General features: G+C 68.6%; 23 protein-coding genes. 13 read left to right on the top strand and 10 right to left on the bottom strand.

Features of this window, described 5'->3' with window-relative positions:
* Nucleotides 1–46: 46 nt before the first annotated feature.
* Entirely contained in the window at nt 47–1,099 is a 1,053-nt protein-coding gene (locus tag ACP93_RS00120) for an alpha/beta hydrolase (protein ID WP_228135914.1), read from the bottom strand.
* Nucleotides 1,100–1,664: 565 nt separating this feature from the next.
* On the opposite strand from ACP93_RS00120, the gene ACP93_RS00115 reads away from it, so the two are divergent.
* From ACP93_RS00115 to ACP93_RS00075, 9 genes are all read left to right on the top strand, one after another.
* Nucleotides 1,665–2,822 (top strand): beta-barrel domain-containing protein, encoded by a 1,158-nt coding sequence (locus ACP93_RS00115; protein WP_048488854.1) that lies wholly within the window; start codon nt 1,665–1,667, stop codon nt 2,820–2,822.
* Nucleotides 2,819–5,011 carry a peptidase domain-containing ABC transporter gene (locus ACP93_RS00110; protein WP_048488853.1) on the top strand — a complete coding sequence of 731 codons (2,193 nt, stop codon included), beginning with the start codon at nt 2,819–2,821 and terminating at the stop codon, nt 5,009–5,011. Before ACP93_RS00115 ends, ACP93_RS00110 begins: the two co-directional genes overlap by 4 nt.
* Before the next feature lie 74 nt (nt 5,012–5,085).
* Entirely contained in the window at nt 5,086–5,661 is a 576-nt protein-coding gene (locus ACP93_RS00105; RefSeq protein ID WP_048488852.1) for a 2OG-Fe(II) oxygenase family protein, read from the top strand.
* A gap of 25 nt (nt 5,662–5,686) precedes the next feature.
* Nucleotides 5,687–6,589: a dienelactone hydrolase family protein gene (locus ACP93_RS00100; protein WP_228135913.1), complete on the top strand. Its 903-nt coding sequence runs from the start codon at nt 5,687–5,689 to the stop codon at nt 6,587–6,589.
* Between the two features lie 46 nt (nt 6,590–6,635).
* Complete coding sequence (locus tag ACP93_RS00095) at nt 6,636–8,294, top strand: outer membrane protein assembly factor BamB family protein (RefSeq protein ID WP_228135912.1); 1,659 nt, start codon at nt 6,636–6,638, stop codon at nt 8,292–8,294.
* Between the two features lie 111 nt (nt 8,295–8,405).
* A complete protein-coding gene (locus ACP93_RS22165) occupies nt 8,406–9,245 on the top strand; it encodes a hypothetical protein (RefSeq protein WP_228135911.1) in 840 nt (279 codons plus the stop codon).
* A 68-nt stretch (nt 9,246–9,313) separates the two neighbouring features.
* On the top strand, nt 9,314–9,700 hold the full coding sequence (locus ACP93_RS00085) for a hypothetical protein (protein ID WP_048488850.1): 387 nt from the start codon (nt 9,314–9,316) through the stop codon (nt 9,698–9,700).
* A 331-nt stretch (nt 9,701–10,031) separates the two neighbouring features.
* Nucleotides 10,032–10,880 (top strand): hypothetical protein, encoded by an 849-nt coding sequence (locus ACP93_RS00080; RefSeq protein WP_048488849.1) that lies wholly within the window; start codon nt 10,032–10,034, stop codon nt 10,878–10,880.
* A gap of 67 nt (nt 10,881–10,947) precedes the next feature.
* Complete coding sequence (locus ACP93_RS00075) at nt 10,948–11,622, top strand: secreted signal peptide protein (protein ID WP_048488848.1); 675 nt, start codon at nt 10,948–10,950, stop codon at nt 11,620–11,622.
* Nucleotides 11,623–11,881: 259 nt separating this feature from the next.
* Here the strand turns inward: ACP93_RS00075 and dksA are convergent, their stop codons facing one another.
* Nucleotides 11,882–13,021, bottom strand: a complete 1,140-nt coding sequence (gene dksA / locus ACP93_RS20865) for an RNA polymerase-binding protein DksA (RefSeq protein ID WP_082143323.1) — start codon at nt 13,019–13,021, stop codon at nt 11,882–11,884.
* A 114-nt stretch (nt 13,022–13,135) separates the two neighbouring features.
* Between dksA and yidD the strand changes: the two genes are divergently transcribed.
* Genes yidD through ACP93_RS00050 form a run of 3 tightly spaced genes read left to right on the top strand, consistent with a single transcriptional unit; the run spans nt 13,136 to nt 15,605 of the window.
* Complete coding sequence (gene yidD, locus ACP93_RS00060; protein WP_106407029.1) at nt 13,136–13,408, top strand: membrane protein insertion efficiency factor YidD; 273 nt, start codon at nt 13,136–13,138, stop codon at nt 13,406–13,408.
* Nucleotides 13,408–14,742, top strand: coding sequence for a dihydroorotase (locus tag ACP93_RS00055; RefSeq protein ID WP_048488847.1), 1,335 nt, complete (start codon nt 13,408–13,410; stop codon nt 14,740–14,742). The genes yidD and ACP93_RS00055 overlap by 1 nt, the downstream gene beginning before the upstream one ends.
* Entirely contained in the window at nt 14,742–15,605 is an 864-nt protein-coding gene (locus ACP93_RS00050) for a M23 family metallopeptidase (RefSeq protein WP_048488846.1), read from the top strand. Before ACP93_RS00055 ends, ACP93_RS00050 begins: the two co-directional genes overlap by 1 nt.
* A gap of 925 nt (nt 15,606–16,530) precedes the next feature.
* Here ACP93_RS00050 and ACP93_RS00045 read toward each other — a convergent pair.
* Together ACP93_RS00045 and ACP93_RS00040 are read right to left on the bottom strand one after the other, a co-directional pair.
* Nucleotides 16,531–17,487, bottom strand: coding sequence for a C40 family peptidase (locus ACP93_RS00045; RefSeq protein WP_228135910.1), 957 nt, complete (start codon nt 17,485–17,487; stop codon nt 16,531–16,533).
* Nucleotides 17,484–19,166, bottom strand: coding sequence for a sensor domain-containing diguanylate cyclase (locus tag ACP93_RS00040; RefSeq protein WP_048488844.1), 1,683 nt, complete (start codon nt 19,164–19,166; stop codon nt 17,484–17,486). The genes ACP93_RS00045 and ACP93_RS00040 overlap by 4 nt, the downstream gene beginning before the upstream one ends.
* A gap of 451 nt (nt 19,167–19,617) precedes the next feature.
* On the opposite strand from ACP93_RS00040, the gene ACP93_RS00035 reads away from it, so the two are divergent.
* Nucleotides 19,618–20,757 carry a putative acyl-CoA thioester hydrolase gene (locus ACP93_RS00035; RefSeq protein ID WP_255347920.1) on the top strand — a complete coding sequence of 380 codons (1,140 nt, stop codon included), beginning with the start codon at nt 19,618–19,620 and terminating at the stop codon, nt 20,755–20,757.
* A 28-nt stretch (nt 20,758–20,785) separates the two neighbouring features.
* Here the strand turns inward: ACP93_RS00035 and ACP93_RS00030 are convergent, their stop codons facing one another.
* From ACP93_RS00030 to efp, 6 genes are all read right to left on the bottom strand, one after another.
* The gene (locus ACP93_RS00030) at nt 20,786–21,490 is read right to left on the bottom strand and encodes an isoprenoid biosynthesis enzyme family protein (protein ID WP_048488842.1); all 705 of its coding nucleotides are present in this window, start codon (nt 21,488–21,490) and stop codon (nt 20,786–20,788) included.
* Between the two features lie 190 nt (nt 21,491–21,680).
* Nucleotides 21,681–22,385 carry a phosphoglycolate phosphatase gene (locus tag ACP93_RS00025; RefSeq protein WP_048488841.1) on the bottom strand — a complete coding sequence of 235 codons (705 nt, stop codon included), beginning with the start codon at nt 22,383–22,385 and terminating at the stop codon, nt 21,681–21,683.
* 46 nt (nt 22,386–22,431) lie between these two features.
* A complete protein-coding gene (ubiG, locus tag ACP93_RS00020; RefSeq protein WP_048488840.1) occupies nt 22,432–23,151 on the bottom strand; it encodes a bifunctional 2-polyprenyl-6-hydroxyphenol methylase/3-demethylubiquinol 3-O-methyltransferase UbiG in 720 nt (239 codons plus the stop codon).
* A gap of 53 nt (nt 23,152–23,204) precedes the next feature.
* Nucleotides 23,205–24,539, bottom strand: a complete 1,335-nt coding sequence (locus ACP93_RS00015; RefSeq protein WP_048488839.1) for a TRZ/ATZ family hydrolase — start codon at nt 24,537–24,539, stop codon at nt 23,205–23,207.
* A 25-nt stretch (nt 24,540–24,564) separates the two neighbouring features.
* The gene (locus tag ACP93_RS00010; RefSeq protein ID WP_048488838.1) at nt 24,565–25,224 is read right to left on the bottom strand and encodes a TMEM175 family protein; all 660 of its coding nucleotides are present in this window, start codon (nt 25,222–25,224) and stop codon (nt 24,565–24,567) included.
* A 128-nt stretch (nt 25,225–25,352) separates the two neighbouring features.
* On the bottom strand, nt 25,353–25,919 hold the full coding sequence (gene efp / locus ACP93_RS00005; protein WP_048488837.1) for an elongation factor P: 567 nt from the start codon (nt 25,917–25,919) through the stop codon (nt 25,353–25,355).
* Between the last annotated feature and the right edge of the window lie 115 nt (nt 25,920–26,034).

The following is a 26,034-nucleotide window of genomic DNA, read 5'->3' as shown; positions in this document are numbered from 1 at the left end:
GCCTGCGCGCCGCGCAACATCCTTCCGTACGCGGTGACGACTGCGCTCACCGCGCGGCCGCCACTGCATGCGCCTGCGCCTCGTCGTCGGCCCAGGCATGCGCGCAATCCGGCACGCCGGCCGGCTGCGTCAAGCCACCCTGCCCCGCCAGGAACCGGCAGGTGGCGGCGAACACCGCCGGCACCGCGCGCGAGCGGATCGGCGAGGCCAGCACGTGATTGTCCGCCCCGGGGACGTCCACCGCCTGGCGCAAGGCCGGCGGCGTCCCCAGTTGCTTGAACATCGCCTGCAGCGCCGCCACCGACACCGTGCGGTCCTGATGCTGCCGATCGCGGTAGTAGTAACCGAGGAACACCGGCACATGGATGCGCGCATACGTCGCCGGCTGCATGCCGCCGCGGGTCAGCGCGGCCAGCGCGCGATAGCCGTCCAGGTGGGTGGCGTCGGCCCAGTAGGCACTGTCGACCGGATAGCGCAGGATCGGATCGCCGCCGTTGTGCGTCCACGCCAGCAACTGCGCGCCCCACGGCCACAGCATCGGCTGCAGCTGATCGCCGTACTCGCGCACCAGCGGCGACCACAGCACCAGCGCCTGCACCTGGCGCGGATTCGCCGCCACCGCCTGCAGCGCCAGCGCCCCGCCCATTGAATTGCCGATCACCACCACGCGGTCGCCCAATACCCGGGTCACCGCCAGCGCCTCGGCCGCGCCGCCGAGCAGGCGCCCGGCATCGACGCCGCGCAGCGCATCGGCCGCGACCAGCCCATGCCCGGGCAGGCGCGGCAGATACAGATTGCAGCCGAAGCTGCGCGCCAGCCGCACATGCGTGGGTGCGCCCTCGCCCTGGCTGGCGGTGAAACCATGCACATAGACCATGGCGCACGCGCGTCGCCCCGGATGCGCCGGATCGGCCCAGACGATCCGCGCCTGGTTGTCCGGACGCACCCCAGGCGTGGCGCGCTCGCGCGCATCGATCCAGGCCTGCAGCGCCAGCGGATCCTGCGGTACCGCCGGCGCCGCCACCTGCGGCAGGGCCACGCTGACCCGCGGCCCCAGCGCAACGACCGCCAGCAATGACAGAGCGATCAGGATCGGCAAGCGCCAACGACGGCGGCGTTTGCGCACGTGAGGCGCGGACAAATCGGCATTTTGGCTCAAGGGCGGCGCTCCGTTATCGATGCAGCCCCGGATACATAATGGAAACAATTTTCAAGCAATGACATGGATTGTCAGCACCGACATGGCGATATACCACGCCCGTCATTATGCGACACGGTCATGACAGGCACATTTAAACCCGCTCGAAAGCGACCCAAGACACTGAAATTCCAAGCATAAACATCGGAATTACCTGATTAATTTCGTCACCAATCACCATCGCGAGAACGCATTTCGTAGACAAGATGGAAAGCGCGCAAATACAGAAAGGAAGACGAAAGAAGCCCTCGAAATTATCTCCCACGAATTAAGTTTCAACCCGCTTTTGGAAAATGGACGCGCACCGAGACGCGCGGCTCCCATATGAAACACGGATGGAATCAGCCGAATGGAACATTCGCTTTTCCGTGACGAGGCAGTGGACGCCCGAAGCCAGGCATGGCTGGGGACGGTGCGACTGGCAACGCCACTTTCGACCCGGGCCTGGACCGTCGTCGCCCTCGGCATGGCCGCCGCCATTGTGCTGTGGCTGTTCTTTGGCCACTACACCCAGCGCGTTCATGTCACCGGGCTCCTGGTCCCGCGCGCCGGCTTGATCAGCCTGACCGCCAATACGCTCGGCGTGATCGATCACGTCGGCGTCGCCGAAGGCGATCGGGTCGCGAGCGGACAGGTCCTGGTCTCGCTGTCGGGCGAGCACACCAGCAAGGCGCTCGGGAACACGGCGGCCAGCGTCAGCGCGCAGTTGCAACGCCAGGCCGGCCGCCTGCGCCAGGACATCGGCGATACCCAGCAGCTGCAGGACAAGCAGGCAGAGGACAATCGCACGCAACAATCCGCACTCAAGGAGCAGTTGGTCCAAATCGATGCGCAGATCGCGATCGAGAAGAAGCAGATGCAGCTGGTGCAGGAGTTGGTGGACAAATGGTCGGGCCTGGTCGCCGGCGGCTACATCCCGGCATTGCAGGTCGAGCAGGAGCAATCGGCGTTGCTCGCCGACGAATCGCAGCTGCGCTCGTTGCAGCAGCAACGCGCCAGTACGCAGCAGCAACTGAGCGTGCTCAACGATCAGCTGACCCAGTTGCCGCTGGCGGTGTCTGCCAAGCTCAACGACTTGCGCCGGCAACTGGCGCAGGTCGAGCAGACCCTGGCGCAGAACGAAGCGGCACGCGCCAGCGAACTGCGTGCGCCGGCCAGCGGCACCGTCTCCACCTTGCTGGTCAAACCCGGCGCCTCGGTCGCACTGGGGCAACCGCTGCTCGCCATCGTCCCGGACGGCTCAGCCCTGCAGGCGCAGATCCTGGTTCCCAGCCAGGCGGTCGGCTTCGTCCATCCGGGCATCCAGGTCACCCTGCACTACCAGGCATTCCCCTACCAGAAATTCGGTCTGCACCATGGCGTGGTGAGCAGCGTCTCGCGCAGCGCGCTGACGCCTGGCGAAGTCACGCTGCTGCTCGGTGGCGGTAACCCGCCCTCCTCCGATCCGCTCTACCTGGCCCGCGTGGACCTGGCGGATCAGAACGTCGAGGCGTACGGGCGCAAGGAGCCGCTGCGCCCAGGCATGGCGCTGGACGCGGACATGTTGCTGGACCGGCGCCGGATCGTCGAATGGATCTTCGAACCGCTGTACGGCATGGGCCACCGCTGGAGCAGCGGCGCGTGAGCCGGGCATCCGTGGATCACGGCGCGCCGGCACAGGCCGCAAGCGCCCAGGACGGGCGTGTCGGACGCCTGCGCTTCTGGCGCACGCGCGCGCTGCCGAATGTGCTGCAGGCCGAAGCCGCGGAGTGCGGCCTGGCCTGCATCGCAATGATCGCCGGCTATCACGGTCACCATACCGATCTGCCCGCACTGCGGCGCCGTTTCAGTCTGTCGCTGAAAGGCATGACCGCACGACGCCTGATCGAGATCGCGCATGCGCTGGGACTGCAATGCCGACCGCTTCGGCTGGACCTGGAAGAGCTCGGCCAACTGCAGACCCCCTGCGTGCTGCACTGGGACATGGACCACTTCGTGGTGCTGCGCAGCGTCGGCAAGCACGGGATCGTCGTGCACGATCCCGCAGTGGGCGTGCGCAACCTGAGCATGGCCGACATCGGCAGGCACTTCACCGGCGTGGCGATCGAGTTTTCCAGAGGGCCGACCTTCCAGCGCCAGCGCGAGACGCCGCCGGTGTCGCTGCGCGCGCTCGCCGGCTCGGTGCAGGGCCTGGGCCGCGGACTGGCGCAGATCTTCGGGCTGGCACTGGTCCTGGAAGTCTTCGCGCTCCTGGCCCCCTTGTTCATGCAACTCGTCGTGGATCAGGTGATCGCCGACGGCGACCACGACCTGCTGACCTTTCTCGGCCTGAGCTTCGCATTGCTGATCGTGCTCGAGACCCTGGTCTCGGCCTTGCGCAGTTGGACGGTGATGTGGCTCAGCACGCACTTCAACCTCGGCTGGACCGGCAACGTGTTCCAGCATCTGATGCGCCTGCCGCAGTCCTACTTCGGCACGCGCCATCTCGGCGACATCGTGTCCCGCTTCGGTGCGATCGACACGATCCAGCAGACGCTCACCACCCGCTTCGTCGAGATCCTGCTCGACGGGCTGCTCGCCAGCATCACCCTGGTCGTGCTGTTCGTCTACAGCCCCTTGCTGTCGGCCATCGTTCTCGGTGCCGTCGCCGTGTATGCGGCGCTCCGGCTGCTGTACTTCCGCGTCTACCGCGAGGCCAACCTCAGCCAGATCACCGTCACCGCCAAGCAGCACAGCCGATTCCTGGAGGCGGTACGCGGCGTGCAGACGATCCGCCTGAACAACCAGGAGGCCGAACAGACCGCGCGTTACCTCAACGCCGCGACCGACACGCTGAATACCTCCATCGCGGTGCAGCGCCTGGACATGCTGTTCACCGCATTGCAGAACCTGGCGGCAGGCGCGCAGCGGCTGGGCGTGCTCTGGCTGGGCGCGTGGCTGGGGCTGAAAGGCCAGTTCACCGTGGGCATGCTGACCGCCTTCGTGGCCTACGGCGACCAGTTCAGCAGCCGCGTGGCCAGCCTGGTCGACTATGCGATCGAACTTCGCATGCTGCGTCTGCAGGCCGAGAGACTGGCCGACATCGTCCTGACCCCGCCCGAAGCGCACGCCACCAGCGAGCATGCGGGTCCGCTGCCGCAGCCCAGCATCACCTTCAACAAGGTCAGCTTCCGCTATGCCGAAGGCGAGCCCTGGATCCTGCGCGAGTGCAGTTTTGCGGTGCAAGCCGGCGAATCGGTCGCCATCGTCGGCCCATCGGGGTGCGGCAAGAGCACGCTGGTGAGAGTGCTGCTCGGCCTGCTCGATCCGCAGCAAGGCGCGATCGAGATCGGCGGCCTCGATCTGCGCCGACTCGGCAAGTCCCGCTACCGCGCGATCACCGGCAGCGTGATGCAGGACGACCACCTGTTCACCGGCACGATCGCCGAGAACATCAGCATGTTCGACGCACTCGCCACCCCGCAGGACATCGAGGAAGCCGCCTGCCTGGCCGGTATACACGAGGACATCATGGCCATGCCGATGGGCTACCACAGCCTGGTCGGCGACATGGGGTCCTCCCTCTCCGGCGGCCAGCAACAACGCCTGTTCCTGGCACGTGCGCTGTACCGGCGCCCGCACATCCTGGTGCTGGACGAGGCGACCAGCCACCTGGATCTCGCGCTGGAGCGCCAACTCAACCAGGCGATCAAGAGGCTGAACATCACCCGCATCGTCATTGCGCACCGCCCTGAAACGATCGCGCATGCCGATCGCGTCATCGAGTTGCACGAAGGCGCCATCCGCACGCGCCAACCTGCGACGCATGCGCCACCCGCCCCCGTCACCTCCTAGCTCGCCACCGGCGCGACCGCCAGTTCGCCGCGCCGCCTCGTCCCATCCCGTATCGCCAACGTGAGGTCGCCATCGTGTCAGCGTCGGAAGCGTCGTCCCTGCAAGTCGTCAACAATTTCGTCGAAGTCCAGCATCTGCCGGAACTGCTGCGCGGTCGCGGCGGCTGGTCCTACGGCCTCTATCCAGGACTGCTCGGCGACGCCGCGCCGTCCTGGCATATCCATCTGTGCGGCAGCCGCAAAGCGCACGAGCGCGCGATCCACGACGACGTCCTCGCGGCGACCCCGGGCATGGAACCGCTCCATGAGCTCTGGACACAGATCAAGGACAACCTGGCGCAGGACTACGGCCTGGTCCGCGCCTACGTCACCGGCCACACGCATGGACAGGATGGCGCCGCGCACCACTACGCCAAGCCGTCGGATCAGGAGCGTGTCGCCTTGCTCTACGCCAGCACCGAATGGAAGGACGATTGGGCCGGCGAAACCGTGTTCTACGACACCGCGCGCGAGTGCATCTCGATCCGTCCGCGTCCTGGTCGGCTGGTGGTGTTCGATGGTGCCGTCACCCGTGCCTCGCGCGCTCCGGCACGGGAGTGCCCGACGCTGTGCTCGACCATCACCTTTCATATGCGGCGCGTCCGTCGCTGATATCGAGGCAGCAGGGAACTCCACCATGCCATCGGCTTGCCTGCGCTACCTGTTGATCGCAACCGTACTGCTGCTCTGTGGCGTGGCGCCCTGCATCGCCTCGGCGAGCGGCTTCGGCGGCCCCCATGCCGACCTCGGCGAGTCGCTGCAGATCCCCATCGCCGATCCCGACGGACACCCCTGGACCTTACAGGGACGGCTGTGCCGCCCTGCCGGTGTGCGCCGCCCGCGCGTGGTGGTCATCGCACACGGCTCACCGGCGAAGGCAGCCGACCGACCTGGCATGACCCTAGAGACCTGCGACGGCGAGTCGGCACGCTGGTTCCTGCGGCGCCACTATGCCGTGGCATTGGTCCTGCGCCTCGGCTATGGCGCCACCGGCGGTCCTTGGAGCGAGGGCTACGACGGCTGCGATCGCGCCGATTACGTCAAGGCCGGATTGGAAACCGCGCGTCAACTCAAGCGCATCGTGGACGTCCTGACCGCACTGCCCGACTACAGCCCGAGCGGCGCCATCGTGGTCGGACAGTCGGCCGGCGGCTGGGGCACGTTGGCGTACAACAGCCTGCCGCACCCAAATGTCAGCGCGTTCGTCAACATGGCAGGCGGTCGCGGCGGCCATTTCCACGACCGGCCCAACAGCAACTGCCATCCTGACCGGTTGATCGCGGCGGCCTCCACGTTCGGCCAACAGGCCACCACGCCGATGCTGTGGATCTATACGGCCAACGACAGCTTCTTCGAACCTGAACTCGCCGCCTCGCTGCATCGCGCCTTCACCGAGGCGGGCGGCCATGCCGTTCTGGTGACGCCAGCCGCCTTCGGCGACGACGGTCACCATCTGTTCTTCGGCCACGGGGGTTCCGCGATCTGGGGACCGGCCGTGGACCGCTATCTCGGCTTGATGGACGCGCCTGCGGCCCCTTGATCCCCAACCCACATCCTCCCATTCCCAGCAGGGCTGCACGATGACCATGCAATCGCTTCGGGACCTGATCCAAACCGTCGGCCTGCACACCAGCGCCGAGAACATCCCGCTCATCACCAAGAAGGGCGGCTCCTATCTCTGGCTGTTCGATCTGCGCCGGGTCTTCATGCGACGCGCTGCGCTCGAGCAGATCGCCGAAGCGTTCTGGGAGCGCAACGCCACGCGCCCCCCCTTCCAACTGGGCGGCCTGGAAACCGCGGCGATCCCGCTGCTCACCGCCCTGCTGTTGACCGCCCCGAAAGAACGCGGGCCGGTCAACGGCTTCATCATTCGCAAGGATCGCAAGACCACCGGCATGGGCAACGCCATCGAGGGCGACGTGCTCGACCTGCCCATCGTGCTGGTCGACGATTCGCTCAATTCCGGCAACAGCGTCGAGAAGGCGCGCGCGGTCATCGGAGCGGCCGGACACACGCTCGGCGAGGTGTTCGTGGTGGTCGATTTCCTGTCCAAGGCCGGCATGCAATGGCGCAAGACGCACGCGATCTCGGTGCAATCGCTGTTCACCCTCAAGGACTTCGACCTGCCGCCGGAACAAAGCGCGCCGCATCCCACCCAGGCGTACCGCGAACTCTGGCGGACGGCGACGCCGGGGGGCTTCGCTTTCCACGTGGTCCCCAAGTCCGCGCCGCTGCTGGTCGGCGACATGATCTACCGCGGCTGCGACGCCGCCAAGATGCAGGCATTCTCCGCCGAGACCGGCGGGCTGGTCTGGGAATACCCGGTGACCGGCGCGGCGTACACCAAGAAGGGCATCTGGTCGTGCCCGGCCTACCATGACGGGCGACTGTATTTCGGCGCGTACAACGGCACCGTCTATTGCCTGGATGCAGCCAACGGCGAAGAGATCTGGACGCATCCGGACGGCGACTGGGTCGGCGCTTCGCCGCTGCTGGTGCCGCGCCACAAGCTGATGTACGTGGGCATCGAGTATGTCCGTCCATGGGCGCAAGGCAGTCTCGCCGCCTATGCGATGGATACCGGCGAGAAGATCTGGGAGCACCAGGTGCAGAAGTTGCAGCACGGCTCGCCCGGGTACTGGGAAGGCGGCGACCTGGTGATCTGGGGCAGTGCGGACCATGAGACGCTCGCGCTCGACGCCAGGACAGGACGCATCGCCTGGCGCTTCAAGACGCGGCGCTCGGTGAAGTACGCGCCCGCGGTGGACGAGCGTCGCGGGTTGACCGCCTTTGCCTCGTTCGACAAGTCGATCTATGTGCTGGATGTCGCCACCGGCGAAAAGCGTGGCGAGTGGCAGACAGACGAAATCTGCTACACCACGCCGCTGTTCGCCGGCAACAAGCTGTTTTGCGGATCGGGCGACCGCCATCTGTACGTGATCGACATCGACACGATGCAGTTGATCAAGAAGATCAACCTGCGTTCGCGTGTGTACGCCTCGCCCAAGCGGATCGGCAACCGGGTGATCGTCGGCAGCAACGGCGGCCGCGTCGTCGAGATCGACATCGACACGCTCGAAACCGTCGGCGTGCTGCAGCTGCCGGACGCAGTGACCAACGGTGTCGCGGTCTCGCCCGACGAACGGCGCATCTACGTCTCCACCTACATGAATCATCTCTATGCGTTCGAGCGCCTGGGCGATGCGCACGCGCAACCCGCGCGCCCCGCCCTCGTCGCATCCTGACGTGCGGCGCGCATGACCGGGATCGGTCCACGCATGCGGCGCCTTCGTCGCATGCGCGGATCAGCCGAAGCGAGGACGGCACCTTCCCCGCACACCTGTTCGAGGATCACCATGAGAACGCTCGACATCATCGAAATCGATCTGATCGCAGGCGGGACGCGCACATCGATCGGCGCACACCCGCTGTCCAGTTCCATCCACCATGCCAAGGCGCACAACAAGACCCACCACGCCAAGGCCAAGATCCATCACCACCACGCCGCGATGCACAAGTCCGCGACCATGCAGATGGCACGGATGGAAGAGGTCGAACCGATCGGTGAAGGCGGTGAGGGCGGCGAAGGTGGTGAGGGAGGCGAAGGTGGCGAGGGAGGCGAGGGAGGTGAAGGTGGTGAGGGAGGTGAAGGTGGCGAAGGCGGTGAAGGTGGTGAGGGAGGCGAAGGCGGCGAAGGCGATGGCAGCGGCGGTTACGACGACGGCAACGATGCCGACGGCAACGGCCCGGCCGATACCAGCATAGGCAGCAGCCATACGACGTCCGATGGCAGGACGGTCTCGATCACGTACCAGAACACCCAGGACGGCTCGAGCAGCAACAACCCCGTCACCTCCAAAATGGCCTCGACCCTGGGCTCGGTGCTCGACGGCGACCAGAGCGTCGACAGCATCGATATCTCGGCCACGACCAACGGCAGCCACAACCCCAATTCCGCCCACTACACGGGCAACGCCGTCGACATCAACATCATCAACGACGTCCATGTCGGGACGAGCGGCGAAGGCCTCCAGAACGCCCAGGCGCTGGAGAATGCGGCGATGGCCAATCCCAACGTGAGCTACGTGGAAGGCCCCGCGGGCAATTTCATCCGCTCCAGTCCCACCGCGGACTGGACCGCCGCCAGCCGCGAGACCGGCGACACCACCCACGTCCATATCAGCGTCTTCAAGTAATCCGCATTTCGCGACCTCCCGGGCCGGCGTCCGCCGACCCGGGAGACGACTGCCTCTCGGAGCTCCCTATGAAATCCTTCTGGTTACCGCGCATCTGCATGGCCTTGGCGCTGGCCGTCGCCGTGCAAGGAGCGTCGCAGGCGAAGCAGGCCCCTTCCCACGCTGGCGGAGAACAGGCGATCGCCTACGTGTTGAAGAACGACATCGTCCTGTCGAGGCTGTTCGGGACCTGTCCTGCATTGAAATTTTCCCGCACCGGCGCCGAAGGGAGCAACGCCTTCCTGATCGAAGGCAACTGCGACATCAAGAACAACCCGGAAGAAGACGCGGACTGCCCCGCCTATCACGTCCATGCGTCCGGGACGGTCGACACGCCGTCGCATTGGACGGTCCGCCGCCTGGACCTGACCTTGGTGTGCTCCAGCGAGGGGGCGACGACGATGCAGCGGATGTAACCGCCCGATCAGGGGCTTTTGCCGTCGGTGAAGACGCAGTGGCAAGGATGGCGCGACACCGCAGGCGCTCCCAGCGGGCCGCAGTCCCGGTTCGCGGCCAGTGCGCGCGCTGCAATCCACGGACATCGTGGTGCCGTGCGTCGCACGTCGCATCGGCACGCCCAATTTCTTGCGTTCGAGCGCGCAGGCGCAGGAACGGGCCCATGCCCCCTGCTCATGTCCTGGCGCAACGCACGCAGCATGAACCGATCCGATCGTCGGCCACGCCGCACGCACCGGATCAGCCGAAGCGGGGACGGCGCTTTTCCCGCACCTCTGTTCAAGGATCAACATGAGAACGCTCGATATCATCGAAATCGATATGGTTGCAGGTGGCACGCGCACATCCATCGGCGTGCATCCGTTGTCCAGTTCGATTCACCACGCCAAGGCGCACAAGAAAACGCACCACGCAAAAGCCAAGACCCATCACCATCACCACATGGCGATGCACAAGACCGCTTCGGCTCAGATGGCCACCAACGATGAGATCGCACCGGTCGAATCGGAGGGCGGTGGCGAGGGCGGCGAAGGCGGTGAAGGAGGCGAAGGTGGTGAGGGAGGAGAAGGTGGCGAAGGTGGCGAAGGGGGTGAGGGAGGCGAAGGCGGTGAAGGCGACGGTGGCGACGGTGATGGCGGCGACGGCGACGGCGATGGTGGCGACGGTGATGGCAGCGATGGCGACGGCGCCGGCAGCAACGACAAGCCCGCGACGTCGGCGTCGGCCAGCGGCACCACGGTGACCTATACCGCGGCCGATGGCACCACGCAGGAAATCACCGGCACGCACCCCAACCGCGACAACAACCCGCTCGACATCCGTTCGGGCACTTTTGCGGACAATCACGGCTCGCTCGGCAACGATCGCGGTTTCGCGATCTTCTCCAGCCCTCAGGCCGGATTGGACGCCGCGGCGTCCAACATGGACCGCCTCAACAACAACGCCGGCGGTAACGCCACGCTGAGCGACCTCATCACCGCCTGGTCGCCGCCGAGCGAGAATCCGACTTCGGAGATGATCACCACCATCACCACCAATTCGGGCCTGAGTCCGTCCGCTCAATGGGGTTCATTGAGCAGCGACCAGCGCGACGCGTTCATCACCGCCTACGGGCACCGCGAAGGCTGGCACGGCAACTAACTCCCCCTGTGGCGAGGACGGGAGCGCTCCCGTCCTCGCCACACATGACCCGTTACGGAGATTTCTCATGACACCCCGGTTTCTTTCGCTGTTCGGCCTGCTCGCTCTCGGCCTGGCCTGCTCGCAGGCCCATGCCGCCGGCAGCGATGCGACGGCTTGCACGCACGCGCTGCACCAGGCCTTTGCAGGCACCAGCAGCGCCGCCACCCTGCCCCCCGCATGCACACGTCTTGGCCCGGTCGCGCTCGGCATGCGCAGGCAACAGGTCCTGGCCGCGCTGGGCCAGCCGGACATCACCCGCCGCGATGCGGCGCATCCGGACACGCTCAGTGTGGTGTATCTGTATCCGCGCGGGTTCAATGCGCAGCTGGCACAGCAACCGCGGCCAGCCGCGGCCCTCGCCTACAGCCAGCTGGCGGTGCGTTTTCGCCACGACCGGGTCACCAACCTGATCGCCTCCGCCAATCCCGGCGTGCCACTGCCGTTCGATCTGCTCGGCCAGCCGGCCGGCACGCATGTCGATCGCGTGCTGCAGGCGATCGGCGGGCAGCCGCAATGGAACGCCAGCCGCGACTACGTGCAGTTCGCGGCGATGCCGCTGGGCCTGGAGGTCGATCCGGATACCTCGGCCCTCGTCGGGCTGGACCTCGCCGCCACCAAGCAGGACCTGGACAGCTTCTCCCTGCCCGGCTTGCAACTGAGCAAGGACACGCAAAGCGGTCTGGTCAACGGCGTGCGCTGAAGGGCGCCGTCGTCCATGCCGGGATAGGCCCGCCTGCCAACGGAAGCCTGCCCACGCGGCCGCGAACGGCTGCGGCAGCAGGACCGGGCGTACGGCTGCGCATCGCGCATCGACGCTTGGATGGGCGGTCGTGCAGGAGGAGTGGCGTCTCCGCTACACGCGGCAGCAGACGGCAGGCGCTTCGCCCCGACGAGGGGCCAGAAAACGCAAAGCCCCGCGCGAGCGGGGCCTTGCCTTGACACGTCGGGGCGGCGCGGACTCAGTCGCCCTGCTGCTTCTGCAGGTGCTCCCAACGCTCCTGCGCGTCGATGGTGCGCTCGGCGGTGAGGCGCGCTTCCAGACGCTCCAGGCCGATCTCTTCGCCGGTGTCCACGCAGTAACCGTAGTCGCCGGCGTCCAGGCGCTTGAGCGTGCTGTCGATCTTGCCGATCAGCTTGCGGTAGCGGTCGCGGGTCCGCAGTTCCAGCGAGTTCTCGGTCTCGCGGGTGGCACGCTCGGCCTCGTCGCCGATGTCGCGGACTTCGTCGCGCAGGTTCTCGATGGTCTGCTTGGATTCCTCGACCAGGTCGGCGCGCCAGGTGAGCAGGCGCTGGCGGAAATACTCCTGCTGCAGCGCGCTCATGTACTCCTCGTCCGCCGCCGGCTTGTAGCCCTTGGGCAGGATCGGACGGCCGGTGGCCTCGTCGGTCTTGTACTCGACCACCTTGTACTTGGCCGGCTTGGCCGGGGTGTTGGACTTGGCGGTCACGGCCACGGCGACCTTGCCGGTGGGCTTGGCGACCGGCGCCTTCGGGGTGGACTCGGACTTGGTGGGGGTTTTCGCGGAGGATTTCGAAACGGACACGGGATTCTTTTGTGGCGGGGTCGACGGCGCGGCGGACTTGGCGGCAGCGGGCTTGGGAGCCGGTGCTGCGGCAGGCGCGACGGGCTTGACCGGGACAGGCTTGGCCGCAGCCGGCTTGGGTGCCGACTTCGGTACGGAGGTGGTCACCGCGGATGCGACGGAGGCGGTGGCCGGTTTGGATTTGGCAGGAGCGGCCGCGGTCTTGGTCACCTTGGCTGCAGGCTTGGCGGCGGGCGTCTTCGCTGCCGGCTTGGCGGCAGGCGCAGGCTTGGCCGCGGCCTTGGCCGGCGCGACCGGCTTGGCAGGTGCCTGCTTGACCGGGGCCTTCTTGGCGGGAGCGGACTTGACCGGCGCAGCCGCGGCCGGTTTGGCCGCCGGCTTCTTGGCCACGACCTTGCCGGCCGATTTGGCCGGCGCGGCCTTGGCCGCCGACTTCGCGGGCGCGGCTTTCTTCAGCGGTTTGCTGGCGGCGGACACCGTCGCTTTCTTGGCGACGGGCTTGGCAGGCTTCTTGGCGGCCTGGACGGCCTTCTTTGCAGGTTTTTTAGCAGCCACGAACGCTCTTCCTTGGTCTTCCCGGGGCCCGGGAAAGCGGGCCTTTATAGCCTACCCTACCCCCCGCGGCAACAACGCGGCGTATACGCCGAGCGACCCGCCTAGTCCAGCACAGTGGCATATCATGGTGGCGTGATCGCCCGCGCTCTCATCGCCTTGCTGCGCCTGTACCAGCGCTTCATCAGCCCGCTGCTGGGGCCGCGCTGCCGTTTCGTGCCCAGTTGCTCGGCGTACGCGGTGACCGCCATCGCCCGTTTCGGCGCATTGCGCGGTGGCTGGATGGCCGCCCGCCGCGTCGGCCGCTGCCATCCCTTCCATCCTGGCGGGTTCGACCCGGTGCCCGACCCCACGGCGCCGCCACCCTGCCGCTGCCAAGGAAAACACTGATGTCCGCTTCCACACTGATCGTCAACGCGCGCCTGGTCAACGAGGGCCGCGAAACCCAGGGCGACCTGCGCATCGCCGACGGCCGCATCGACGCGATCGCCCCGCAGCTGGCCGCGCGCGAGGGCGAGACCGTGGTCGACGCCGCCGGGCGCTGGCTGCTGCCCGGCATGATCGACGACCAGGTGCACTTCCGCGAGCCCGGCCTGACCCACAAGGGCGACATCGCCACCGAATCGGCGGCCGCGGTGGCCGGTGGTCTGACCAGCTTCATGGACATGCCCAACACCAACCCGCCCACGCTCGACGCCGCCGCGCTGCAGGCCAAGTACGACGCCGCGCAGGGCCGCGCCTGGGGCAACTACGGCTTCTACCTCGGCGCCAGCAACGACAACCTGGCCGCGATCCAGACCCTGGACCCGAAGACCGCGCCCGGCATCAAGGTGTTCATGGGCGCTTCCACCGGCAACATGCTGGTCGACAACCCGGACACGTTGGATGCGATCTTCCGCGACGCGCCGACGCCGATCATCACCCATTGCGAAGACACCCCGACCATCGACGCGACCCTGGCCGCGTTCAGGCAGAAATACGGCGATGCGCTGACCCCGGACATGCACCCGGACATCCGCTCGCGCGAGGCCTGCCTGAAGTCCTCGCAGCTGGCGGTGTCGCTGGCGAAGAAGCACGGCACGCGCCTGCACGTGCTGCACATCTCCACCGCCGACGAGCTGGCGCTGTTCACGCCCGGCCCGATCCAGGGCAAGCGCATCACCGCCGAGACCTGCATCCACTTCCTGCGCTTCGATCGCGCCGACTACGCCACGCTCGGCAACCTGATCAAGTGCAACCCGGCGATCAAGGACGCCAGCGACCGCGAGGCGCTGATCCGCGCGATCGCCGAGGACGTGATCGACGTGCTCGCCACCGACCACGCCCCGCACACCTGGGAAGAGAAGAGCAAGCCGTATGCGCAGGCGCCGTCCGGCCTGCCGCTGGTGCAATACGCGCTGGTCGCGGCGCTGGAGCTGGTCCACGAGGGCCGGCTCAGCGTGGCCCAGGTGGTGCACAAGTTCGCGCACGCGCCGGCGCTGCTGTTCGACGTGCACGAACGCGGCTTCCTGCGCGAGGGCTACCACGCCGACCTGGTGCTGCTCGACGACACCGCCTTCACCGTGCGCCGCGAGGACGTGCTGTCCAAGTGCGGCTGGTCGCCGTTCGAGGGCCGCAGCTTCCGCTCGAAAATCGCCGCGACCTGGGTCAACGGCGTGCTGGCCTGGGACGGCACCCGTCTGGTCGGCAGCCCCAACGGGCAGCGCCTGGCGTTCGACCGCTGATGCGCGGCGCCCTGGTGTCCGGCGCCGCGCAGGCGCTGATGCTGCTGGCCGCACCGCTCGCCCCGGTGCTGCATGCGCAGACGCCGGCCGCGGCCGGCGCCGAGGCGCGCAGCGTGTTCCCGCGCAGCGCCTCGCAGGGCGCGCTGGTGATCGGCAAGGTGGCGCCAGGCAGCCGCGTGCAGTACGCAGGCCGCACCCTGCGGGTCAGCGATTACGGCAGCGTGGTGTTCGGCATCGGCCGCGACGAACGCGGTCCGCTGCGCATCGCCATCCAGCGTCCCGACGGCGGCAGCGAGACCGTCGAGATCGCGGTGACGCCGCGCGACTGGCCGCTGGAACAGGTCAACGGGGTGCCGCCGAAGACGGTGAACCCGCCGCCGGCGATCGCCGAGCGGATCAAGCGCGAACAGGCCCAGGTCACCGCCGCGCGCAACCGCGACGACCCGCGTACCGATTTCGCCGCGCCCTTCCTCTGGCCGGTGCAGGGCCGCATCAGCGGCCGCTTCGGCAACGCCCGGGTCTACAACGGCCAGCCCGGCGCCGGGCATTCGGGCATGGACATCGCCGTACCCAGCGGCACCCCGGTCAAGGCCCCGGCCGCCGGCGTGATCACCTTCGCCGCCCCCGATCTGTACCTGACCGGTGGCACCGTGCTGCTGGATCACGGCTATGGCGTCAGTTCCAACTTCCTGCACCTGTCGCGGATCGACGTGAAGGTCGGCGACCGCATCGCCCAGGGCCAGGTGATCGGCGCAGTGGGTGCCACGGGTCGTGCGACCGGACCGCATCTGCATTGGGGGATGAATTGGTTCGATGTGCGCATCGATCCTTTATTGGTGCTTGAACGCACGAAGCAGCCTTGAAGCGCTGGTGCGTCAGGTGGGCTGGCGCGCGGCGGCGCGTTCGGCATTCGGGTCGCCGATGCATTCACCTGCGCGGTTCGACGTGCGCATCGATCCGTTGTTGGTGCTGGAGCGCACGAAGCAACCTTGAAGCGCTGGTGCGTCAGGTGGGCTGGCGCGCGGCGGCGCGTTCGGCATTCGGGTCGCCGATGCATTCACCTGGCGCGGTTCGACGTGCGCATCGATCCTTTATTGGTGCTTGAACGCACGAAGCAGCCTTGAAGCGCTGGTGCGTCAGGTGGGCTGGCGCGCGGCGGCGCGTTCGGCATTCGGGTCGCCGATGCATTCGCCTGGCGCGGTTCGACGTGCGCATCGATCCGTTGTTGGTGCTGGAGCGCACGAAGCAGCCTTGAAGCGCTGGTGTATCAGGCTCACTGACGCGCTGCGGCGCCCTCATCAGGTGCACTGACGTAGGGCAGCGCATGCATTTCGTAGGAGCGGCTTCAGCCGCGACGGGCGTTACCGGGAATGCCCGTCGCGGCTGAAGCCGCTCGTGCAATCGCGGCGATACATCGTGCCGAGCCGCGGCAATGGCGTGTTGTTGGATGTGTCCTGAAGTCGCTCCCACATCGGAACGCTGCGGGCATCCGCGTCGCGCAGCGGCTGCGGCGGCGGGTCTCGGCGCAGGAGCGCAAGCGACGGCAGAAACGAGCGCCGGCACTCGCGCGAATGGCCGTGCGCGGCACGGGCGGTGTGGCGGGAGGCCGGACCCTCACCCCAACCCCTCTCCCGATGGGAGAGGGGCTTGCTGCCGTTCCTTCTCCCGTTGGGGCCACGGCCCCCTTTCTCCCGTCCGGACCACGACCTCACTTTGTGGAGGCGCACCACATGGGCGGATAAGGGTTCGGGCGCAGCCTCGTGCAATACGCTGGCGCCAGCCTTTTCGCTATGCAGGCGTGGCCGCCGGCAGCAGGCGCCCCAGCACCACATGCGACGGGCTGTTGGCCAGGTCCAGCGGCATCACCAGCTTGGGATTGGGATGCGGCAAGGGCGTCCCCGGGGCCTCTTCGCCGGCTTCCCGCAGCAGACTGCCGTTGTCTTCCACCTGATCGGTGACCGGCGGCAACGGCGGCAGGCCCAGCCCGGCGCGGACCGCGTTGGCGCGGCTCAGCAGGTCGTCGTCGGCGACCGTGGTCAGCGCCGAGGCAGCCAGACTGGCCGGTGCGCCCTCCACCGCCGCCAGGCGCTGCGCGATGTCGCCCAGGGCCTGCTGCCGGTGCGGATGCAGCAGTTGCCACACTTCTTCCCACAGCGCCTTCCAGTCCAGGTCCGGGAACGGCATGTGCGTCGGCCCGCTGAGCACGATCTGCGGCGCCAGCCGGCCCGGCGGCGTCGCGTCGCATTCGGCCAGCGCGCGGTACACCACTTCGCTGCACACCATGTGCGAGGGGTTGTCGCGGACCAGGTGGTCCAGCGCCTCGCGCACCACGATCCGCGCCAGCCAGTGCTGCGGCCACTTGCCGCGGATGGCGACCAGCAGGCCCAGCGTGGCCAGGCTGTCCAGCGGATACGGAACGCCCAGCAGCGACTGCGCCTTGGCCAGCACGCTGGCGCGGTCGGCATCGTCAAGTGCCACGCCGGCGTAGCTGAGTGGCCGGTAGGCGTCGATGACGAGGTAGTTGGTGGTGTCGGTCAGCCGCTGCGCCAGCGGATAGCGGCGCACGCCGCTGGCCGCCGCCTCGATCAGGTCGCCCTGGTCGGCGACGATGGCGGCGTGGCTGTAGATGCTGTCGCCGCACCAGGCGATCAGTTCGGACACCGGGCCGCAACCCAGTTGCAACAGGATGTCGCCGACCTGCAACTGATCGGGAGCGAACGCGGGCAAAGCGGGTTGTGCAGTCATGGCTGAGGCTCCTGGTAGGTGGCGCGGGTGATGGTGGAAACGCTGACCCGGTTGCGGCCGGCGGCCTTGCTGGCGTAGAGCGCGGCATCGGCGCGCTGCAGCAGCGCCGCGACGCTCTCGCCGCGCTGCCATTGCGCCACGCCGACGCTCAGCGTGCATGACAGCGCCTGGCCTTCGCGCGGCAGCGACTGCGCGGCGACGTGCTGGCGGATGTCCTCGGCCGCGCGCCGCGCCGCTTCCAGGGTGGCGCCTGGCATCAGCAGCAGCATCTCGTCGCCGCCCTGGCGGCCGAGCGTGTCGGTGCTGCGCAGGCGCGCCCGTGCGCACGCGGCGACCCAGCGCAGGCAGGCATCGCCGCCGGCGTGGCCGTGGATGTCGTTGATGCGCTTGAAATGGTCGATGTCGATGTAGGCCAACGCCAGCGGCTGCGCGCTGCGTGCGGCGTCCTGCAGCGCGTCGGCCAGGCGCTGCTGCAGCGCGGCGCGGGTGAGCATGCCGGTGAGTTCGTCCACCGTCGCCATGCGACTGACCCGGTCGCGGTCGCGACGCAGTTCCAGGATCTGCTCGGCCAGGCCGAAGGTCACCAGCAGGCAGGAGATCGCCAGCGCCAGGCTGATGCCGTGCGCCAGCACCGGCGCGGCCAGGTCCAGGTGCAGCCACCCGGTCAGTTCCAGGCAACGCAGCACGCACAGCATCCACAGCGGCGTCCACGAGGCCAGCAGCGGCCAGGCGTAGCGCTGCCCGCGCAAGGCCAGCAGCAGGCAGCACGGCAACAGCAGCGCCGCGCCGACGATCAGCCCGAGATTGCCGAGCAGGCTCAGCACCACCGAATCCGACAACAGGCAGGCCATGGCGATGCCGAGCAGGAACAGCGCGCACAGCCGCAGCACCCGGTCCAGCCGCGGCAGTTGCCGGTGCATCTCCAGTTGCTGGCGCTGGAAGGTGATGATGAAGAAGCCGCCGAGCGCGGCAACGATGCGCATCGGCGTCGGCGAGGACGCGAACACACTGGCCAATCCGGGCACCGCGCGGGCCTCGCCACCGAGACCGAGCAGGTACAGCAGCACGCACATCACGTTGGCGGTGAAGTACCCGTAGATCGGCTCGCGTAGACGCGCCCACAGCGCGATCGCCAGGATCGCCAGCACCGCGGTCGAGCCGAGGATGAAGGCGCGCCAGCCGACGTAGTGCAGGTCCTCGCGCTGCACCTGCGCCAGCGGCACGATGCCCACCGGCATCGGCATCGCCGCTGGCGCGTGCACCCGCAGCCAGATCGAGGCGCCGCGCGGCAGCCCCTGCGGCAAGGCGATCACCAGGGCGCGGGTCGAGTAGCGCAGATCCGCGTCGGCACCGTAGATCGCATGCCGGGTCGGCACGGCGCGCCCCGGCACCCAGGCCTCGACCCGGGTCAGGTAGGGCGACTGCAGTACCAGTTGCGGTTGGCCCTCGCTGCCGATCGCGCGGTCGGCGCGGATGCGCCACCAGGTGGGCTGCTTGCTGCGCTCGTACAGGGTCGCGCCATGGCCGGCATCGGCGAACGCGGCATCGTGGCGCCCCGCCACCACCTCCGGCGCCGGCGGGTCGGCTGCAAGCCGTTGCAACAACAGTTCCTGCCCCAGCGCCGACCCGACCATTCCCAGGCACAGCAACAGGCAGCACCAACGGCACAGGCGCTTCAATCGACGGGTTCCAAATGGGATCGGCGTCGAGCGTAGCGCAAGCCGCGACGGGGCTCGTATCCAAATTCACAGCTCCATCACGCCGCGCCACCCGGCGGAGCGCGCGCGCAGATCCATGCCGCAGTGCCGCGACGCCTTGCCGACCCGCCGCCTGGAACGTCGGTCGCTGGCGCTTTTGGGCCCGGGAACGGCCCGTCCGTCCCTGCCCGGCTGGCGTTCCGTTCGTGCGGTGAATCCGCGATCGTGATGGAGACGACACAATGGATCTCTGGCTGCGACATCGGCCGGCACCCACGCGCAAACGTCCCTACCATCCCCGCTCCGCTGACGACGCCGGACTGCACCACCGGATGACACCGGTATCATCCACCTGTCGCCGCGGTCCCTTATCCTTGAGCGGAGGCTTTCCATGACCGTATCGCGCTGGTTGCTGCTTTCCTCCACCCTCGCCCTGGCGGGCGGGGTCGTCGCCGATGCCCCGGCCCTGACCGGAACCACGTCGCGCCCGCAACTGACCAGCAGCGAGGCGGCCAACCAGACCGTCGCCCGCCACCTGGCCCAGGCCGGTCCGATCGGCGCGCTGGTCACCGACAACTGGGATCCGAGCACCGGGGTCGCGCTGCTGCAGGCCGACTACGCAGTGGCGGCCGACGGCAGCACCCGCTACCGCACCGTGCAGGCCGCGGTGGACGCCGCGGTCGCTGCCGGCGGCAGCATGCGCCGCTACATCAGCGTGGCGCCGGGCACCTACACCGAAGTGGTCTGCGTGCCTGCCGCGGCGCCGCCGCTCACGCTATTCGGCCTCGGCGGCAGCCCGGCCAGCACCACGATCCGTTTCGGCAACGCCAACCCCACCCCGAAGCCCACCGGCAGCGCCACCCATCCCTGCGCCAGCAACGCCGCCAGCAGCACCGTCGGCACCTCCGACAGCGGCACCGTCACCGTGCGCGCGGCACAGTTCCAGGCGCGCAACCTGGCGATCGTCAACAGCTACGTCGAAGGCACCTACAGCGGCAGCAACCAGTCGGCGGTGGCGCTGGCGCTGCGCGGCGACAAGGCGGTGCTGGAGAACGTGGTGCTGACCGGCAACCAGGACACCCTGCTGGTCAGCGCCGGCAGCGCCAACACGGTGATCCGCGCGTACTTCAAGGGCGGCACCATCGAGGGCGATACCGACTTCATCTTCGGCTCGGGCGTGGCGGTGTTCGCCGGCAGCACCATCCGCTACACGGCGGCCCGCCGCGGCGCCGACGACGGCGGGGTGATCTTCGCGCCCAGCACCCGCCCCGGCAGCAGTTACGGCTTCCTGGCCGTCGGCAGCATCTTCGACGCGATCGGCAATCCCGGCAGCGGCACGGTGTGGCTGGGCCGGGCCTGGGACGAGAGCGTGGGCAGCCTGTCCAACTACGTCAACGGCACCTCGCCCAACGGCAAGGTGGTGATCCGCGACTCGACGCTGGGCGGGCACATCCGCAAGAGCGCGCCGTGGAACGCCTCGACCGTCGGCCGGCCGTACTGCAGCAGCAACTGCAGCACCTCGGCCAACCGCTTCTACGAGTACGCCAACAGCGGCGCCGGCAGCGCTCCCTGAGGCAAGGCGAACATGGTGTGGCCGGGGCTCAGCCCAGCCCGGCCCACCAGGCGCGCCACAGCGTCGCCATCGACCCGGGCGGCTTGGGCGTGGCGACCGCCTGCTGCGCCGTCCGCGCACGTGCCAGCGCCGACAGGATGCGCCGCGGACGCGGCCCACGCACACGGCGCGGCCACGGTTTCAGCAACGCCTGCGCCCAGCGCTGGCGCTGCTGCGCCTCATCGCCGCCGCGCAGCGCCAGCGGCGCAGTGGCCGCGCCGGCCTCGGCCAGGCGCTGCGCCAGCACCTGCAGCGCGACCGGCACCGCGGCGCCCTCGGCCGGGGCTTCGAACAGCGCGCGCTCGACTGCGACCACCGCCTGCGCGAACGGCTCCAGCCGCTCCAGCGCATGCGCCGTGTCGGCCGCGGCCGCGCGCGACTGCGGCAGGCTCGGCAAGGCTTCGGCCAGTTGCGTCCACGGCGCGGCCACCGGCTCCAGCACCCGCCCCAGCGGATGCCGCGAACGCTGCCCGGCCCAACTGCGCAGTTCCTCGCCCCACCACGCCAGCTTGGCGTCGGCCGGCAGCGGATCGCCGGCGATGTTGAGGATGTCGTCGAACTCCTGCAGCAGGGCGAACCAGGCCACGGTACGGGCACGTTGCGGCGCCGGCACGAAGGCCTCGGCCACGGCCCATTCCGGCCAGCGGCGGCGCCATTTGTCGAGGAAGGCATCCAGGGCGGACGAACTGCTCATGCGATCGGTGGATCCGGATTCAGGCGCGCGCGTCGAAGACGTCGCGCAACGGAGAGTGAGTGAGCGCGGTGGCCGCGCAGAACGCGCAGTTTACGTGCGCGGTAGGTGGATGCCGAGCGGTGTCGGCGTGCAGGCGGCGAAACGGCGTTCTCTGCGCGGCGGCGTCGCCGACGCCGCGACGGCCACGACGTCAGGGAGCGACTGCGGCGACCGGCCAGGCCGCGGCCGCATACAGCTCGGCCGGCGCGGCGACCATCGCGTCGGCGCGCCAGGCCAGCGGATCGTCCTCGTCCAGCCGATAGCCCCACAGCACCGCGACCGAGGCCATGCCGGCGGCGCGTGCGGCAAGGATGTCGCGTTCGTCGTCGCCGACGTAGGCCACCTCGTGCGGCGCCACGCCCAGGCGCTGCGCGGCAACCTGCAGCGGCAACGGATGCGGCTTGCGCTCGGGCAGCGTGTCGCCGCCGATCAGCACCGCGCAGCGCTGCTCCCACTGCAGTTGCGGCAGGATCAACCGCGCCAGCGCCTCGGGCTTGTTGGTGACGATGCCCCACACGCTGCCCGCGGCTTCGAGCCGCTGCAGCAGCTCGGCGATGCCGTCGAACAGTTGCGAATGGCGGCCGATCAGCGCCTCGTAATGGCGCAGGAACGCCGGGATCAGCGCATCGCGCTGCGCGGCGGGCAGGTCCGGGAAGGCCACGGCAAGCATCGCCCGCGAGCCCTTGGACACCACCGGCCGCAACTGCGCCAAGGCCAGCGCCGCGCGGCCGTGCTCGGCCAGCACCGCATTGGCCGCGGCCAGCAGATCCGGCGCACTGTCCAGCAGCGTGCCATCCAGATCGAACAGCACCACCCGCGGAAAGCGCGCTTGGGTATCGTCCGCGGCTTGCGTCACAGGCGCACGCACCCGCCGTTGCCAATCCCCAATCCCCACTCCCGAATCACGGCTTCCCCGCACACGCCAGGTAATTGACCTCGGTGCGCGAGGACAGCCGCGCGCGGTTGCGCCACGGCTCGTAGGCCAGGCCGCTGACGTCGCGCAGTTGCAGCTCGGCCTGGCGCAACCACGCCGCCAGTTCCGCCGGCTTGATGAAATCCTGATAGCGGTGGGTGCCGGTGGGCAGCAGCCGCGCCACGTATTCGGCGCCGACGATGGCCAGGGCAAACGCCGCCGGGGTGCGGTTGAGGGTGGACAGGAACAGCTGTCCGCCCGGCTTGAGCAGGGTCGCGCAGGCGCGCACGATCGCCGCCGGATCGGGCACGTGCTCGAGCATCTCCATGCAGGTGATGGCGTCGAAGCTGCCCGGCTGCGCCGCCGCCAGGTCCTCGACCGACTGCACGCGGTAGTCGACCTCCACCCCGGATTCGAACTGGTGCAGCCGCGCGACCTTGATCAGTTCCGGCGCCAGGTCGATCGCGGTGACCTGCGCGCCCTCCTTGGCCAGCGCCTCGCTGAGCAGGCCACCGCCGCAGCCCACGTCCAGCACCGCCGCGCCGCGCAGCGGCAGGCGCTCGGCGACGTAGCGCAGGCGCACCGGGTTCAGCGCATGCAGCGGCTTCTGCGGACCGTCGGCGTCCCACCAGCGGGTGGCCAGGGCGCCGAACTTGTCCAGTTCGGCCTGATCGAAATTGGCGGAGGCGTTGGCGGCGGAAGCGGTCATGACGGTATCTCGTTGGGGCCGCGCTCGGGGTGCGGCACGGCGAACATAGCGGATCAGGCGTGGACGCTGCGGATACGCTCGCGCCACTGCCGCGCATTGGCGACCAGCGCGTCGACGTCCATGTCCACCAGCACGCGCTGGCTCAGCTTGGGCTGGCCGGCGATCCACACGTCGCTGACCTGCTGCCGGCCGGTGGCGTACACCAGTTGCGACAGCACGTTGTGCAGCGGCTGGGTCTCCAGCGCCGACAGGTCCACGCAGATCAGATCGGCCTGCTTGCCCGGCTCGATCGAGCCGATGGTCTCGCCGAAGCCCAGCGCGCGCGCGCCGCCCAGGGTGGCCGCGCGAAGCGTGCTGGCCGCGTCCAGCGCGGTGGCGTCGTTGGCCACGGCCTTGGCCAGGATCGCCGCGGTGCGGTTCTCGCTGAACATGTCCAGGTCGTTGTTGCTGGCGCAGCCGTCGGTGCCGATCGCCAGGTTCACCCCTGCCCTCTGCAACGCGCAGGCCGGGCAGAAGCCGGACGCGAGCTTGAGGTTGGATTCGGGGCAATGCACCACGCTGACTCCGCGCTCGGCGCACAGGTGGATCTCCGCGTCGGTGAGCTGGGTCATGTGCACCGCGATCAGGCGGTCGTTGACCAGGCCCAGCCGGTTCAGCCGCGCCAGCGGGCGCTGCCCGTACTGCTTGAGCGAGTCGGCGATCTCCTGCGCGGTCTCGTGGGTGTGCAGGTGCACCGGCACCTCGAGCTGGTCGGACAGCATCCGCACCCGCTCGAAGTTGGCGTCGTTGACCGTGTACGGCGCATGCGGGGCGAAGGCGATGCCGACCAGCGGATCGTCGCGCCACTGGTCGTGCACCTCGCAGGCGCGGGCGAAATATTCGTCGGAGGTCTTGGCCCAGGCGGTGGGGAAATCGATGATCACCGTGCCGACCCGCGCGCGGAAGCCGTGCTGCTTGTACACCGCGGCCTGCACGTCGGCGAAGAAGTAGTTCTCGTTGGCGCAGGTGGTGCCGCCGCGCAGCATCTCGGCGATGGCCAGCGCGGTGCCGTCGGCGACGAACTCCGGGCCGATCACCGCCGTCTCCACCGGCCAGATGTGCTGCTGCAGCCACACCATCAGCGGCAGGTCGTCGGCGATGCCGCGCAGCAGGGTCATCGGATTGTGCGTGTGCGCGTTGACCAGGCCCGGCAGCAGGGCCGCGTCGGGGCGCGAGACGGCGCGCGCGGCGGCGAAGCGCGTGCGCGCCTCGGTGGTCGGCAGCACCGCCACGATCTTGCTGCCGCGCACCGCCACCGCGTGATCTTCCAGCACCACCGCATGCGGCTCGATCGGGACCACGTAGCCGGCTTCGATCAGCAGGTCGCAGGATTCGGGTATGGAGGTCATCGCAGAGGCTCTGAAAAAGGAGGGATCACGGTGCCGGTGCCGCCTGCGCCCGGCGGATGCGCCGCTGGTACACGCGCATCACCAGCCACTGCAGCAGGAAGACCGCCAGGAAGCCGAAACGGCCCAGCCAGGGCGCCACCATGCCCACGGGGATGCACAAGGCGAACACCACCGGCGAGACCGCCGCGCGCAGCTTCATCGCCTGCGCCTGCAGCGGGCCCAGACGCTGCGCCAGGCCTTCCTTGCGCACCGCATAGGCATGCAGCCAGTAACCAGCCAGGCCGATCGCGGCCAGGTGCGCGCAGTACACCGCGAACGCCTCGTGGCTGCCGAAATAGTCCGAATACAGCGCGGTGGAGAACGGCAGCAGGCCGATCAGCAGCAGCTGCAGCACATTGAGCCAGATCAGCCGGTCGTCGAACTGGCGGATGTGCCGGCACAGCTGCAGGTGCGACTTCCAGAACAGGGCGGTGACCAGGAAGCTGACCGCGAAGCCGATGAACAGCGGCAGCATCCGGTGCAACGCGGCGAGGATGCCGCCGGCCGCCGCGACCTCGGCGTGCCCCGGCACCTTGATTTCCACCGCCAGCAAAGTGATGGCGATGGCGAAGACCGCATCGCTGAAGAACACGACGCGGTCGTGCGGATACTTGCTGTCGGCGCTGTCGGCGTGGCTGGTCGTCACGGGTTGTCCTGGGAGCGAGGTGGTCCATCACCGCCGCGCGGCGATCCGGCGCAGGGCGCTGCCTGGCCGCCGCACGCCAGCGCGTGCGCACGCCCGCGGCCGGCTGCGGCCGCGGGCGTGCCGACGTGTCACTTGACGCGCGAGACGTATTCGCCCGAACGCGTATCGACGCGGATCACTTCTTCCTGGCCGACGAACAGCGGCACGCGCACCACCGCGCCGGTCTCCAGGGTCGCCGGCTTGCCGCCGCCGCCGGAGGTATCGCCGCGCACGCCCGGGTCGGTCTCGACGATCTTCAGTTCGACGAAATTCGGCGGGGTGACCTGGATCGGCGTGCCGTTCCACAGCGTCACCACGCAGGCCTCTTCGCCCTTGATCCACTTGGCGGCATCACCGACGCCGGCCTTGTCGGCCTGCACCTGCTCGAAGGTTTCCTGCTGCATGAAGTGCCAGTACTCGCCATCGCTGTACAGGTACTGCATGTCGGTGTCGACCACGTCGGCCGCTTCCACGCTGTCGGTCGCCTTCATGGTCATTTCGACCACGCGCCCGGACTTGATGAAGCGATACTTGACGCGGGTGAACGCCTGGCCCTTGCCGGGCTTGACGTATTCGGTATCGGTGATGATCGCAGGCTCGCTGTTGACCAGGATCTTCATCCCGTTCTTGACGTCGTTCATGCCGTAGCTGGCCATCTGAAACTCCTCGGGTAAGGCAAACCCGCCGCGTTCGGCGGCCGGCCGGATAGAATGGAAGCTCCGCCGCAACGGCGGGCGCTCGTGTGATGACCGCCTATGATAACCGCAGCCC

The organism is Xanthomonas sp. NCPPB 1128, from assembly GCF_001043115.1.
Classification (GTDB): domain Bacteria; phylum Pseudomonadota; class Gammaproteobacteria; order Xanthomonadales; family Xanthomonadaceae; genus Xanthomonas_A.
This window is presented reverse-complemented; position numbering and strand designations above follow the sequence as displayed.